10 protein-coding genes are annotated in these 14077 nt (G+C 63.1%); 6 read left to right on the forward strand and 4 right to left on the reverse strand.

Annotated elements, in window-relative coordinates; translation table 11 throughout:
* Positions 1 to 258 (reverse strand): winged helix-turn-helix transcriptional regulator (locus ACOZK4_RS02795; protein ID WP_421590311.1); only part of this gene is annotated, 258 nt, incomplete at its 3' end.
* A gap of 90 nt (positions 259 to 348) precedes the next feature.
* On the opposite strand from ACOZK4_RS02795, the gene ACOZK4_RS02800 reads away from it, so the two are divergent.
* The 3 genes from ACOZK4_RS02800 (at position 349) to ACOZK4_RS02810 (ending at position 2907) form a co-directional block, all read left to right on the forward strand.
* Positions 349 to 795: an MAPEG family protein gene (locus ACOZK4_RS02800; RefSeq protein WP_313527566.1), complete on the forward strand. Its 447-nt coding sequence runs from the start codon at positions 349 to 351 to the stop codon at positions 793 to 795.
* Positions 792 to 1100, forward strand: coding sequence for an antibiotic biosynthesis monooxygenase (locus ACOZK4_RS02805; RefSeq protein ID WP_421590312.1), 309 nt, complete (start codon positions 792 to 794; stop codon positions 1098 to 1100). Before ACOZK4_RS02800 ends, ACOZK4_RS02805 begins: the two co-directional genes overlap by 4 nt.
* A 244-nt stretch (positions 1101 to 1344) precedes the next feature.
* On the forward strand, positions 1345 to 2907 hold the full coding sequence (locus ACOZK4_RS02810; protein ID WP_421590314.1) for a D-aminopeptidase: 1563 nt from the start codon (positions 1345 to 1347) through the stop codon (positions 2905 to 2907).
* 27 nt (positions 2908 to 2934) lie between these two features.
* On the opposite strand, the gene ACOZK4_RS02815 is transcribed toward ACOZK4_RS02810, so the two are convergent.
* The gene (locus ACOZK4_RS02815) at positions 2935 to 4500 is read right to left on the reverse strand and encodes a tetratricopeptide repeat protein (RefSeq protein ID WP_421590316.1); all 1566 of its coding nucleotides are present in this window, start codon (positions 4498 to 4500) and stop codon (positions 2935 to 2937) included.
* Between ACOZK4_RS02815 and ACOZK4_RS02820 the strand changes: the two genes are divergently transcribed.
* From ACOZK4_RS02820 to ACOZK4_RS02830, 3 genes are all read left to right on the forward strand, one after another.
* Positions 4441 to 5682 (forward strand): hypothetical protein, encoded by a 1242-nt coding sequence (locus tag ACOZK4_RS02820; RefSeq protein WP_421590318.1) that lies wholly within the window; start codon positions 4441 to 4443, stop codon positions 5680 to 5682. The genes ACOZK4_RS02815 and ACOZK4_RS02820 overlap by 60 nt on opposite strands.
* 177 nt (positions 5683 to 5859) lie before the next feature.
* Positions 5860 to 10620 carry a beta strand repeat-containing protein gene (locus tag ACOZK4_RS02825; RefSeq protein ID WP_421590319.1) on the forward strand — a complete coding sequence of 1587 codons (4761 nt, stop codon included), beginning with the start codon at positions 5860 to 5862 and terminating at the stop codon, positions 10618 to 10620.
* 108 nt (positions 10621 to 10728) lie between these two features.
* A complete protein-coding gene (locus ACOZK4_RS02830; protein WP_421590321.1) occupies positions 10729 to 11217 on the forward strand; it encodes a histidine kinase in 489 nt (162 codons plus the stop codon).
* A 205-nt stretch (positions 11218 to 11422) separates the two neighbouring features.
* On the opposite strand, the gene ACOZK4_RS02835 is transcribed toward ACOZK4_RS02830, so the two are convergent.
* Entirely contained in the window at positions 11423 to 13102 is a 1680-nt protein-coding gene (locus ACOZK4_RS02835; protein ID WP_421590323.1) for an ABC transporter ATP-binding protein, read from the reverse strand.
* Positions 13099 to 14043, reverse strand: a complete 945-nt coding sequence (locus tag ACOZK4_RS02840) for an acetamidase/formamidase family protein (protein ID WP_421590324.1) — start codon at positions 14041 to 14043, stop codon at positions 13099 to 13101. Before ACOZK4_RS02840 ends, ACOZK4_RS02835 begins: the two co-directional genes overlap by 4 nt.
* Positions 14044 to 14077 lie beyond the last annotated feature (34 nt).

The following is a 14077-nucleotide window of genomic DNA, read 5'->3' on the forward strand; positions in this document are numbered from 1 at the left end:
GCTGCCGGCCGCCTTGTAATCCTGCCGCACCATCAGCCCCGCGGAAACGAGCCGCTTGAGCCTGGCCGCAAGCACGGTGCGGGGAATGCCGAGTTCGCCGTGAAAATCCTCGAAGCGGCGCAGGCCAAACAGCGCGCTGCGCAGGATCAGCAGGGACCAGCGATCCCCGAGAAAATCGAAACTCTCAGCCAGCGTGCAATGGCTGAGATGGATCGGCGAGCGATGGCGAAAATGGCTGTTTTGCATCGTCGTAGACATAGCTGGGTTGCAAAAAGAAATCCAGCTGCTAGGCTTGAGTATCAAAAATGGACTCAGAACCCACATCCATGAGCGGGAGGCGCAGACAGGATGAACCAGGACTTCCATCCCATCCTCTGGCCGACGATTTCGCTTGCCGGGCTTGTCTTCACGGTGTGGTTCGTCCTGATGCGGGCGCGCCTTCGTCACGTCGCCAGCCATAGGCCGACGCGCGCTGATTTTGCCGATGGGGAAAGCGTCGCGCGTTATTTCCGCCCGGTAGAGCGGCCGGCACAAAACCTGGCAAACCTGTTCGAAATGCCGGTTCTCTATTTCGCGCTGGTGCCGATCCTTCTGCAAACCGGCAGCGCCACCCTGCTGCAGGTGACCCTCGCCTGGGTCTTCGTCGCCCTGCGGCTGCTGCACAGCCTGGTCCATATCGGCCCGAACACGATCCGGACCCGTTTCCGCATCTATCTCGCGTCCTGCATCGCCCTGGCCGCGATGTGGCTTGGATTTCTCGCCGATCTGGCGATCCGTTTTGGAGGAAAAATATGACGGCATTTCCTGCGCCAGAAGATGGCGCCTTCGTCCTTATCGTGCACGACGTCGAGGACTATGGCCGATGGAAGCAGGTCTTCGACGATGCCGCCGCCATCCGGCGCGAAGCCGGGGAGATCGAATACCGCCTCCTTGCCAGCGAGAGTAACGAACGACGCGTCGTGCATTTCTCCCGCTGGACCTCGCTTCCAGCCGCCCGCGCCTTCTTCGAGTCCCCGGAGCTCGTCGAGATCAGGCGCATCGCCGGTGTGCGCGCACCGGAATTTCTCTATCTCAATGCGATCGAAGCGGGCGTGCTCTAGCGGCCGCGGAGAACACAAAGGTTTCGCCGGCTGCGAAGACGCAGGAATGGTCCGTCTTGTCGGTCGGCCGCTCGGTTCCCTTGAAGAGGTGGCAGAATTCTGCACGATCTCCCCACCGATCACCCGCCCGAATTATTCCCCGGCGGAAGGCTGTGCCGCTCTTGCCAAGCAAGATCTGTTGGCATTTCTTGCGCACGCGCTGGACGCATTTCGCGTTCCGTGCGACGGCTTGACAGGTTATGGAATGACTGACCTCGATATCGCGGCACTCGAAAAGGCACTGAACCGCCTCCCCTTTCGTTTTCGAGGCCCCGGAGGCGTGGCCGGTGTCGTCAAGGACGGCAAGGTCGTGGCGCGGCGCGCCTCGGGCTTTGCCGACATGTATCGCCGTCTGCCGATGACGGCGCAGACGCGCCTGCCGATCTGCTCGATCTCGAAACAGTTCACCTGCGCGCTGCTGCTCGACCAGTTCGGCGATCCCGCCACGCTGGACGACAAGGTGCGCGACTTCCTGCCCAATTATCGCGAGCGGCTGCCGACCGTCTCTGAACTGTGCCACAACCAGTCGGGCCTGCGCGACTACTGGGCGCTGACCGTGCTGCACGGCGCCTATCCGGAAACCGAGTTCCGCCGCGAGGATGCGCTGCCGCTCATCGCCAGCGCAAAGAGCGGCCATTTCCCGGCCGGCGCGCATTATTCCTACAGCAACGGCAATTTCCGCATTCTCGGCGAACTGATCGAGCGCGGCACCGGCCGCGATTTTGCCGATCTTCTTGCCGAGCGCCTGTTTGCGCCGGCCGGCATGGCAACGGCCATCCTCTCCCCGAATACGCGCGTGCCCCCCGATGGCGTCATCGGCTACGAGGGCAATGACGATGTCGGCTTCCTGCCGGCCGACAACGGCATCTATTGGTTCGGCGATGCCGGCATTGCCGCATCGCTGGACGACATGCTCGCCTGGGAGTGCCATATCGACGCGACGCGCAGCGACCCGGACAGTCTCTACAATCGCCTCTCCGCCCCCGCCTTCTATGCGGATGGCACGCCGGCGACCTATGCCTACGGTTTGCGACGCGACATCTATAACGGCCTGGAATTCACCGGCCACGGCGGCGGCCTGCGTGGTTTCGGCTCCTATCGCCTGCATGTCGCGGAGGAACGCCTATCCGTGGTCGTCATGTTCAACCACGGCACCAGCGCCTTCAACGCCGCGACGATGCTGGTCGATGCCGCGCTTGGCCTCGACGCTGAGGCTGAAGGTCAGCCACCCACGGATTGGGATGGGCTATGGCTGGACGAGGCCCAGGGACTGGTGGTGCGCACGGTGGCGGACGCGACGGGCGTGAAGCTTCACTACGGCCCCTCACCCGTGCGGGCGACGCTTTCGGCCGACGGCATTGCCCGCGGACAGGGCTTTACCCTTCGCAAGGAAGGCGACGGGCTGCTCATGCAGCAGAAGAGCGAAAACCTCACCGTTCATGCCCGCCGGCTCCAGCCGGTCGAATGGACCGATCCCACGGCCCTCGCCGGCCGCTACTGGTCCGCGGAACTGGAGGCCCATCTCGAGATCGAAGCACGCGACGGCGCAGCCTTTGCCGTCTTCGAGGGTCTCTATGGGAAGGGACCGATGGAGCGCATGTATGCGCTGGCGGAAGACGTCTGGATCATCACCAGCCGCCGCGCCCTCGATGCGGCGGCACCCGGCGATTGGACCGTACTGGTGGAGCGGGATGCGGCCGGTGCCGTCATAGGGCTTCGCGTCGGCTGCTGGCTGGCGCGCGGGATCGGCTACTGCCGCATGTCCTGACCGTGGCCATGCGTCCGGGTTCGTGACTTATCGCGGCGTGCCCGGCGGCAGGCCGATCTCGATGAGAGTGCGGAGCACGGTGTTGCCGGCCGCCAGGAACGTTTCACTCGCGTTGCGGGTGGGCAGCGCGACGTTGCGGGCGGTGGAGCCGGGACGCATCTCCATGGCTTTCGCCAGCGCTTCCCTCGCCTCCCGCACATGGCCCAGGCGCTGGTGGGCGGCGGCAAGCAGGAGATAGGGCCGGCCGGAACCGGGGGTGATCGCAATCGAGCGCTCCAGGAACGTGACAGCCTCCTCGTTGCGGCCGAGCAGCAGGTTTGCCCAGCCCGCGCCGAGCAGCCATGTCCAGCGCGAGACCTCCGGCGTATCATAGCGCTCCGCCTCCAGAAAACCGTCCAGCGCGTCGTCGAAGCGGCCGAGCTGGAGCTGGGTCAAACCGAGATTGTAGAGCGCTGCACCGTCCCAGGGATTGACGGTCAGCGCCCTGGCACAGGCGACGAGGCTTTCGGTGAACTGGTTGGTAACGGTCAGGAAACGGCAATAGGCATCGAGCACCGGCAGTGAATATGGCCGCGACGCGAGCGCGCTTTTCAGCAGGGTATCCGCATCGTGCTCGGCCGCAGCACTTTGGGCCGGATCGTACCAATTCATCTGCACTCCGCGCAGGTGCAGCCCGGCAAGGGCGATCTGCAGTTCGACATTGTCGGGATCCCCGGCAAGGTATTGTTCAAGAATGGCCCGTGCCGTGCCGAAGCGTTCGCGCGTCGTCTGGTTGATCGATGCGACCGCCTGCCGAATGGCGACATCGGACGTAACGGCGGCCGCCCGCCCGTCGGGCTCCTGAAGGCCACTCAGCCGGACGCCCAGCGGGTAACCGATGCCGGCTGCTAGGCGCTGGACGAGACGTTGCCGGTCGGTTTCGCCCGCACTCGTCTCGACCTCGGCAACCGCTTTGATCTCCTGGTTTTGGGCATCGATGAGCCGGGCCTGGAGGACCCAGCTGCCCCGGCCGCGCTTCAACGCGCTCCGCATGTCCAGTCCTGTCTGGCCTTGCCGCGCCGCTTCGACCTCCGGCACGATCAGATCGATACCGTCGATCCGGGAAAACCCCTTGACCAGTTCCGATGTGAGGTCGCGCGCGAGCGCCACACCCTCAGGACCTGCCTCCACAGTCGCAACCGGCTGCAACACGACCACCAGCCGTGACGGCGTAGAGAGACGGCCGCCACGAAGCGCAAGGCCGGCTACGGCAATGACGACAAGCAGGAAAGCCGCAGCCGCGACAAGGAGCCGCCCGGTGTGCGATCTGCGGTCGTCCTGTGTTTCCGGCTTCTGCGGCTCGGCGCCGACAACGTGTTCGCTGGTGACATCAAGGGCAAAAAGATAACCGCGACCCGAGACCACGCGAACCATCTCTCGCCTGGTATCGCCGAGGGCAAGACGGATTTCGCGGATACATTGGAAGAGGCTGTCTTCACCGACATGAATGCCGGGCCAGATCGCCTCCATCAGCTCCTCTTTGGTGAGGACACGATGGCTGTTTTCTGCCAGGAGCTTGAACAGGTCGAGGGTCTTGGGACGCAGATGCGTCACGGATCCGTCGGCGTGCCGCAACTCGGCCCGGTCCGTATCCAGAACGAAGTCCGCAAAAACGTACACGGATCCCCCGAACCCTGCCCTCGAACGCAGCGCACCATAGTGAGCGCACGCCCGGGCCGTCAACAGAATGCTGAAACGCCAGGCACAGCCCGGCGGCGCGCTTCAGAAAAATATCAGAAAACTTTAGAACCCAGCCGCATAGCCTTCAGGACGCACGCCATCCCAGCCGGTTATCCATTCGCATGGATACCCCGAGGACGAAAGATGCTGACCGAACTGGCCGTGACGAAAGACGAAACCAAGGAAAGGGTCGATCCGCCGGCTTTGCATGCACCGGCGGCTGGCGCCGACCGCCTTATGGCGGCCCCGACCTTCCCGGACGCGGTCGGGTTCCTAGCGCAGAGTTTCGTCGCCGGATACGAGAGCGCGCCACGGGCGTCGGCCCTCTTTGCGACGCAACAGCGCTGGCTGCTCTCCCTTGCGGCGCTCTCCGGGCATTATGGCGCCGACGGAGCGGGCATGTCCCGACGGTCCATCGCACAATCGGCGCTCAAACATCTGATCGCCAGCCGCAACACGGCCTACGCCTTCTTCGACGAAATCCTCAAATACGGCATCGTCCTTCCCATGGCCGGAAGAGATCTCTCGAAGGAGTTGGTCGTCGTCCCCTCGCCGGACGCGCTGGCGATCCTCGTTCAATGGTGCGACATGCATCTCGCCGCCCTCGACCGCGTCGACGCGGGCACGCGAAGCGAGCGGTTTCGCTCGGCCCCCGACCGGCTGCTTCCCCTATTGATGCCGCCGCTCAGCGAGGGGCTCCTGGCAAACCCGCATGTCCGCATGCCGGGACCGCTGTATCGCATCTTCGCCTGGACCGACGCTGGCGGGCTCCTGATGGACCGGCTCGTGGCCGGCATCGACCGGCAGACCCTGTGGTCCGGCGGCCACCTGACGGATGTCGTCACGATCGCTGAGCTCGCACGCGCGTTCAGCCTTTCGCGGGCGCATACCAGCCGCAAATTCGCCGAAGCGGAAGCCATCGGCGGCATCGGCTGGAGCGGCCGCCGCGGCTACTCGCCCCTGTGGATTTCGCACGGCTTCTTTTCGGAATACGCGATGATGCAGGCGCGCAAGCTCCTCATTTTCCAAACCGCTTTTGCAGTGGCGGAGGCATAGCAGTCAAAAATGGACGGCGAAAATCACGGTCCGGCGCGTTAAAAAACGCACGAATTCCCGAACGCGCATTGCTTGAAGACGAAACGCCGGGGCCTGTCCCCGCATCAGGCGCGCGAAAGGGCCAACCTGGTTTTACCCCTATCACGACTGGCCCTCTGGCCTATTCGGGAGGCTATAATGAGCACGAGCTTTACCAGACAGGACGTCAGCCTCGACGCCTATCCCGACGACCTTGCTATTGCCGACGTGAATGGCGACGGCAATCTCGATCTTGTCGTAACAGCCGCCAGTTCGACGAACGAATTTCTGGTGCTACTGGGTGACGGCACCGGCAGTTTCACGACATCGACCGCTCTTGATTTGACGAACACCGGCTCCAGCAGCGGATTGGCGACATTGGCTGACCTGGACGGTGACGGCGATCTCGATGTCATCTATGCGAGTTATTACGACTCTGTCGTAAGGGTGCTCACCAACAATGGTGCGGGTGGATATCAGGCCGGAAGCCCGCTCTACGTCTATCCGGGTCAGGTATCGATGACCACGGCCGACGTGAACGGCGACGGCCACATGGATGCGGTGTCGGTCGGCAACAACTTCTCGATCACGGTCTTTCTGGGGAACGGCCAAGGCGGTTTCCAGTCCATTACCACCAATACATCCCTTTCAAGCCTCTATTTTGGCTCTCTCGCGCTTGGCGATATGAACGGCGACGGCAAGCTTGACCTCGTGACGTCCAGCAGCGGCCATTCCGCAGTGTTCGTGCTGCTGGGGGATGGTGAAGGCGGTTTCTCGACCGAATCGGGCTACGATCTCGATCCGTGGAACTATCCGAACGTCGTCACCCTCGCGGATGTCAACGGCGACGGCAAGCTAGATGCGCTGACCGGTAACTATAATACTGTGTCGGTATTGCTCGGCGACGGCACCGGTCATTTCACGTCGGCAACGCATGTCAGCGTCGATAGGGATCCCAAATCCGTCGTCGTGGCGGATATCAACGGCGACGGCAAGCTGGATTTGATAACCGGGAACTCCTTTTCCAGCAGCGTTTCGGTTCGTTGGGGCGACGGCACCGGCGGGTTCTCCGGAGGGATGGATATCGCCGTCGGCTATCGCCCCGAAACCCTCAAGGTGGCCGATGTCAACAAAGACGGAAAGATGGACATCGTCGTCACCAATCTGAGCGGTCGCTCCGTGACCGTCCTCCTGGGTGGCGAGAGAACCGCCGCGACGGAGATCTCCGTCAGCACCGATCACACCGGCACGCTGAAGATCGGCGACAAAATCACGTTCACGCTCTCCACCGAACTGCCCGTCACCGTGACAGGCGAGCCGGAACTGGTGCTGAGCAACGGTGGCCGTGCCGTCTTTGCCGGGTTCGACACGAATGGCCGACCGACATTCGTCTATACCATTGCGGAAGGCGATGGCGACACAAGCGACCTATCCGTCACCGGTGTTGACACGACCGACGGGACGGTGGACGGGCGTGATGCTGAACTGAGTTTCGGGACGCCGACAAGTGTCGATGTCGGTTCTTCTCCGAGCTCGGTCAGAGCGGTCGATGTGAACGGCGATGGAAAACTCGACCTCGTGACAGCGAACTACAACAGCGTCTCGGTCCGGCTGGGCGACGGCGAAGGCGGCTTTTCCGGTTCGACCAATATTGCTGGGGGAAACGGTCTGCGCTCCGTTGTCGTTGCCGATGTAAACGGCGACGGCAAACTGGATATCCTTACGGCAAATTTCAACAGCAGCTCCGTATCCGTCCGCCTGGGTGATGGTGACGGCGGCTTCTCCGATGCGACCAATATCAACGTCGGTTACGGTCCTTTTTCCCTCTCCGTAGCCGACGTGAACGGCGACGGCAAGCTCGATCTCCTGACCCCGAATTACGACTATACGATCTCGGTGCGATTGGGTGACGGCACCGGCAATTTCTCCGGTTCGACCGAGATCCCCATCGGCACGGCGCCGTCTATCTGCGTTGCCGATGTGAATGGCGACGGCAAGCTCGACATCCTCGCTCCGAATATGGAAACCGACACCATTTCGGTGCGGCTGGGCGACGGCGCTGGCGGGTTTTCCGGCTCGACCGAGGTCGTCGTGGGCAGTGATCCGTATTCGGTTGCCGCTGCCGATATGAACGGCGACGGCAAGCTTGACATCGTGGCGGTGAACCAGGCCGGCGCCACCGTTTCGGTGCGGCTGGGCGATGGTGCCGGCGGCTTCTCCGGCTCGACGGAAATGAGCGTGGGCGGCGGTCCGATTTCCGTCGCGATTGGTGACATGAACGGCGACGGTAAACTCGATGTCGTGACGGCCAACCAGACCGGCAAATCCGTCTCCGTCCTATTGGGCAACGGCACGGGTGGTTTCTCCGGTTCGACGGAGATCGCCGTGGGCGGCAGCTACCAGGTGTATTCCGTCGCCGTTGCCGACGTGAATGGTGACGGCAAGCTCGATATCCTCGCAACGAGGGCGAACGCCTCCGTTGCGGTCCTCCTGAACACGTCACACGGCAGATCGCCTTTCGACGGCTCGACGGTTTCCACCGCCGACGGCGCGGACACCGGGCGCGGCGTGGATGCGACCCGGCCGGTAGCGCCAACGGTCGTGCTCACCCACGACAGCGGCACATCCTCATCGGACGGCCTGACCAATGACGGCTCGCTGACGATAACAGGCGTGGAAGACGGGGCGACCCTGAGCTACATCGTCAATGGCGGCGAAGCCTCGAGCACCTACGATTCGAGCACTTTCGACGACGGCGACTATGTCGTACAGGTCCTCCAGACGGACGCGGCCGGCAATGTTTCGTTGGCCGGCACCGTTTCCTTCACATACGACCTCACGATCGGCTCGCCGGAGTCTTACCTCGCCAATGACAACGGCAGCGCCTCAAACGACTTTGTGACCAATGACGCCACGCTCTCGCTCGCGGGCGTGGAGGACGGCGCAACCCTGAGCTACATCATAGACGGCGGCGCAGCGACGGCGACCTATGATCCGACCGCACTCAGTGACGGCGAGCATACGATCAAGATGAAGCAGACGGATGCAGCCGGCAACGTCTCCTTCTTTTATGGCACCATCACCTTCACCCTCGACCGAAGCAAACCGACGACACCAACACTCACCTTGACCTCTGACACCGGCAAGTCCGCCACCGACAAAATCACCAGCAATGGTGCCTTGACGATCACAGGCAAGGAAAGCGGTGCGACGCTGAGCTACATCGTCGACGGTGGAACGGCATCGAGCACCTACGATCCGAACGCGCTTGCCAACGGTAGCCATACGGTAAAGGTCCTTCAGACCGACACGGCCGGCAACGTCTCCTCGGCCGGCAGTCTCACCTTCACGCTCGACAAGTCCATCGCAACGCCGACGCTGGCCCTGACCTCCGACACCGGTAAATCCGCGACCGACAAGATCACCAGCAACGGTGCTCTGACGATCTCGGGCAAGGAAAGCGGCGCAACGCTCAGCTACATCGTTGATGGCGGAACGGCCTCGACCACCTATAACCCGAGCGCGCTTGCCAATGGCACCCATACGGTGCAGGTCATCCAGACCGACGCGGCCGGCAACGTTTCCACAGGCAGCATCACCTTCACGCTGGACCGCGCCAAACCCGCCACGCCGACGCTCGCCCTGACCGCCGACACCGGTAAATCCGCGACCGACAAGATCACCAACAACGGCGCCCTGACGATCACGGGCAAAGAAACGGGCGCGACGCTCAGCTACATCGTCGATGGCGGCACGGCATCCAGCACTTACAATCCGAACGCTCTCACCAATGGCAGCCATACGGTAAAAATCCTCCAGACCGATCTGGCGGGCAATGTTTCCTCGGCCGGCAGCCTCACCTTCACGCTGGACAAGGCCGCGCCGACGGTGACCAAGATCACAACGTCAGGTCCAGGCATCAGCGGCGGTTCCGGCACGCTGACGACGGGCGAAACCGCACGGTTCAGCATTGCCCTGAGCGAAGCGGTGACGATCACCGATGCAAGCAAGCTGGTGCTGACGCTCGGCAATGGCGAGAAGGCCGTCTACGATGCGGCCGTCTCCACCGCCACGAAGCTGGTGTTCAGATATACGGTCGGGCTGGAGGAGACGTCGAGCGATCTCACCGCCAGGGGGATCAGCCTCAATGGCGCGACCATCCGCGATACCGCCGGAAACAATGCCAATCTCAGCGGCGCCATCGTCAATCCGACCGGCATCCTGGTCATCGACGGCTATACCGGCACGTCGGGCGCCGATGCCTTCAAGGGCACGGCCGGCGCCAACACCTTCCGCGGGCTCGGCGGCAACGATACCTACGTCGTCAACCACAGCGGCGACAAGGTGATCGAGGCGGAAAAGCAGGGCACCGACACGGTCTTCGCCTCCGTCTCGCATACACTTGCCGCCAATGTGGAAAACCTGACGCTGACCGGCTCGAAGGCGATCAACGGCACCGGCAACGGCCTTGCCAATATCCTCACCGGCAACGGGCTCGCCAACATCCTGAAGGGCGCTGACGGAACCGACACGCTGAAGGGCGGCGCCGGAGACGACAGGCTTTACGGCGGGCTTGGCAGGGACCTGCTGGTCGGCGGTTCCGGCAAGGATACGTTCGTATTCGACACCAAGCTCGGCACTGCGAATATCGACACGATCGACGACTTCTCCGTCAAGGACGATACGATCTTCCTCGACAACGACATCTTCACCAAGGCCGGCAAGGTCGGGGACCTCTCGGCAAAGTCCTTCTACATCGGCAGCCAGGCGCATGCGGAGACGGACCGGATCATTTACGACACCAAGACCGGCAAGCTCTGGTACGACGCCGACGGGTCCGGCAAGGGCGCGGCCATCCAGTTCGCCACGCTTGATACCGGTTTGAAAATATCAGCGACGGATTTCGATATTATCGGGTGATCGCAGGCCGGGAAGCGACCCGGCTGCAGCATAACCCGATGAAAGCAGACAGTATTTTGGGCAGATACTGGACTTCACGCAACAGCGCTCACTATGGAGGACATCGTCATGAAATATGCCATCCTTATCGCCACGCTTCTGGTCGCCGGCACCGCACAGGCCGCGGACGTCAAGTTCCCGGCCGATGAGCCGGTTGCCTCGATCACCATTCCCGATGGCTGGAAAACCACCCCGACCGAGACCGGCATCGAGGTCCAGGCCGACGATGACTCGGTCTATTTCGCAATCGACGCGCAGGACGGCAAGGATACCAGCGAGACGGTCAAGGAGGCGATCGAATATCTTGCAAGCCAGAATGTCACGGTCGACGATTCGACCAAGAAGGAAGAGGAAGGCAAGCTCAACGGCATGCAGGCCTACAATGTCTATTGGTCGGGCAAGGACAGCGACGGCCCCGTGACCATCGGCCTGACGGCACTGGTGGCCGATGCCGACAAGACCCTTGTCATTACCTATTGGGGCGGCACCGAAGAACAGAAGGCGCACAGCAAAGAGATCGGCGCGATCTTCAACTCGCTGAAGCCGATCGCCCAGTAAAATCGGCCCGGCCGTCCTGAAGGTTTCACGGCACATGCTGCCGGCTTGGGCGGCGTGTCGCGAACGTCGAAATCCTCGCCGGTGGCGTGCACGTTTCCGGTTATCGGCGTGTTTTGGCGAGCGTTCGGATGGTCCGGATATCGCCCTCCACACCGAGGGGCCAGAATTATCGCGTGATCATGTTCCCTGCCGCAACGAAACCCGATCACATCACGCGTAGCCCGTCACGATAGCGTGTCGGATCGGGGATCGGGACAGCGGCCATCAGGTTGCGGGTGTAGTCGTCGGCGGGGTTTTCGAACACCTGCCGGCGCGTATCCATCTCGACGATGCGCCCGCCACGCATGACCGCGACGTGATGCGACATCTTCTCGATGACGGCCATGTCGTGCGAGATGAAGAGATAGGCAAGGCCCATCTGCTCCTGCAATTCCAGCATCAGGTCCAGCACGCGGGCGCGCACGGAGACGTCGAGCGCAGCCACGCTCTCGTCCGCGACGATCAGCTTCGGCTCCAGCGCCAAGGCGCGGGCGATGCAGATGCGCTGGCGCTGGCCGCCGGAAAATTCGTGCGGATAACGGCTGCCGGCATCCGTCGGCATGCCGACGCGGGTGAGCAGGGCCGCCACCCGATCCTGCCGCTCGGACGCATTGCCGACATCATGGATGACCAGCGGCTCGGCAATCGCCGCACCGACCGTCATGCGCGGATCGAGCGAGGCATAGGGATCCTGAAAGATCATCTGCGCCATGCGGCGGACCGGCCGCATGGCCGCCGGTTTCAAGCCGGCCGTTTCGCGTCCATCGATCTCGACGCTGCCTTCGAAGGGAATGAGGTTCAGCACCGCCTTGCCGGTGGTCGATTTGCCCGAACCGCTTTCGCCGACAAGGCCGAGCGTCTCGCCGGCCTTGATGGAGAAGGAAACGCCGCTGACCGTTGCCGGTGCGGCTGGCGACCGGTTGAACCAGCCGGCGCGCGCGCCATAGGTGACGCTGAGGTCTTTGACCACCAGTACCGGCTTTTCAGCGGCAGGTGCTGCGGCCTTCGTCAGGCGCGGCGGCGCATCGGTGCCGGCATGGGCGCCAAGGCGCGGCACGGCCGCCAGCAACTGGCGCGTATAAGGCTCGGTCGGGCGCGCAAAGATGTGGAGCGCATCGCCCTGCTCGACGATCTTCCCCTGCTGCATGATCGCCACCCGGTCGGCCATTTCCGCGACCACGCCCATATCGTGGGTAATCATCAGGATGGACGTGGAGAATTCGCGCCGCAGCTCCCGCATCAGCGTCAGGATCTGCGCCTGCACCGTCACATCAAGGGCGGTCGTCGGCTCGTCGGCGATAAGCACCTTGGGGCGGCAGGAGAGCGCCATGGCGATCATCACGCGCTGGCGCATGCCGCCCGAAAGCTCGTGCGGAAACTGCTTCAACCGACGCGCTGGCTCGCTCATGTGCACGGCATCGAGCATGGAGCGGGCAATGTTCTCCGCGCCCTCGGAAACATCCTCGCGATGCTCGCGGATCGCCTCCACCATCTGGTCGCCAATGGTCATGACCGGGTTCAGCGAGGTCATCGGCTCCTGAAAGATCATCGCGATCTCGCCGCCGCGGATTTTTCTGAGCGCGCGGTGCGGGATGCCGATGATGTTGCGATCCTCCAGCCGGATTTCACCCGAGGAGACCTTCAGCGACGCCTTCGGCAGCAACCCCATGATCGCAAGCGAGGTCACGGACTTGCCCGACCCCGATTCCCCCGCAAGGCAGAGCGTCTCGCCCGCGGCGAGATCGAAGCTCACCCCGTCGAGGATGCGCTTCAGCCCTTCGGGCGTGCGCGCATCGACGCAGAGGTTGCGGACGGAGAGAACCGGAGCGGCATTGCTGGAAGTCACGCGAAGACGATCCTCGGGAAGTAGAAGGAGACGACCCAGTTCGGCATGTCGACGATCTCGCTGATCCTGAGATCGCCGCAGACCGAGCAGAGCATATAGGCATCGACGGGGCTGTAGCCATGTTCGGCGACGAGCAGGTCAATCATGCGCATCAGCGCTTCGCGTGCGCCCGTCATCAGGTCGGGGCCGATGCCGGTCGTCACCTCGTAACCGGCGCCATCGAGATGGCGGGTCACCGGCTCGGTCGTGGTGAAGCGCGGCGTCTGCAGATTGGCGCCCTTCACGACGTCGAGCGTCAGTTCGACATTCATCTGGCTTTCGATGGCCGTGCCGCAGACCTCGCCGTCGCCCTGCGCGGCATGGGTATCGCCGACGGAAAACAGCGCGCCCTCCACCTCGACCGGCAGATAGAGCGTCACACCGGCCGTGAGATCACGGATATCCATGTTGCCGCCGACGCGGCGCGGCGGCACGACGGAATGCAGGCCGGCTTCGGCGGGAGCCACGCCGATCGTGCCCGTAAAGGGTTTCAGCGGCACGCGGCCACCGGGGCCGAAGGCCGAGGGCGCCATGGAGGCGGTGTCGTAGGACCAGATGTGCAACGCCGGGTCCTTGAACTGGTCGGCGAGCAGGCCGAAGCCGGGAATATTGGCCGTCCAGCCGTGGCCGGAGGGATGAAACTTGCGGATCGTCACCTTCAGCGCATCGCCAGGCTCGGCACCCTCGACATAGACGGGGCCGGAAACCGGGTTCACCTTGCCGAAATCGAGCGCGGCGAGCGTTTCCAGCGTCGCATCCCTGCCGAGCTGGCCGCCGGAGGAATCCAGACATTCGAAGAAGATGGTCTCGCCGGGCTTGGCCGTCAGCGCCGGCGGAAAGTCGCGGTTCCAGCCGAAATTATGCTGCGCGCGGTGGATGGTATGGGTGCAGGCGACGCACATGAAAGCCTCCCGTCATAGTGTTCTTGGAAAGCCC

This window comes from Shinella sp. M27 (genome assembly GCF_049199905.1).
Taxonomy (GTDB): Bacteria; Pseudomonadota; Alphaproteobacteria; order Rhizobiales; family Rhizobiaceae; genus Shinella.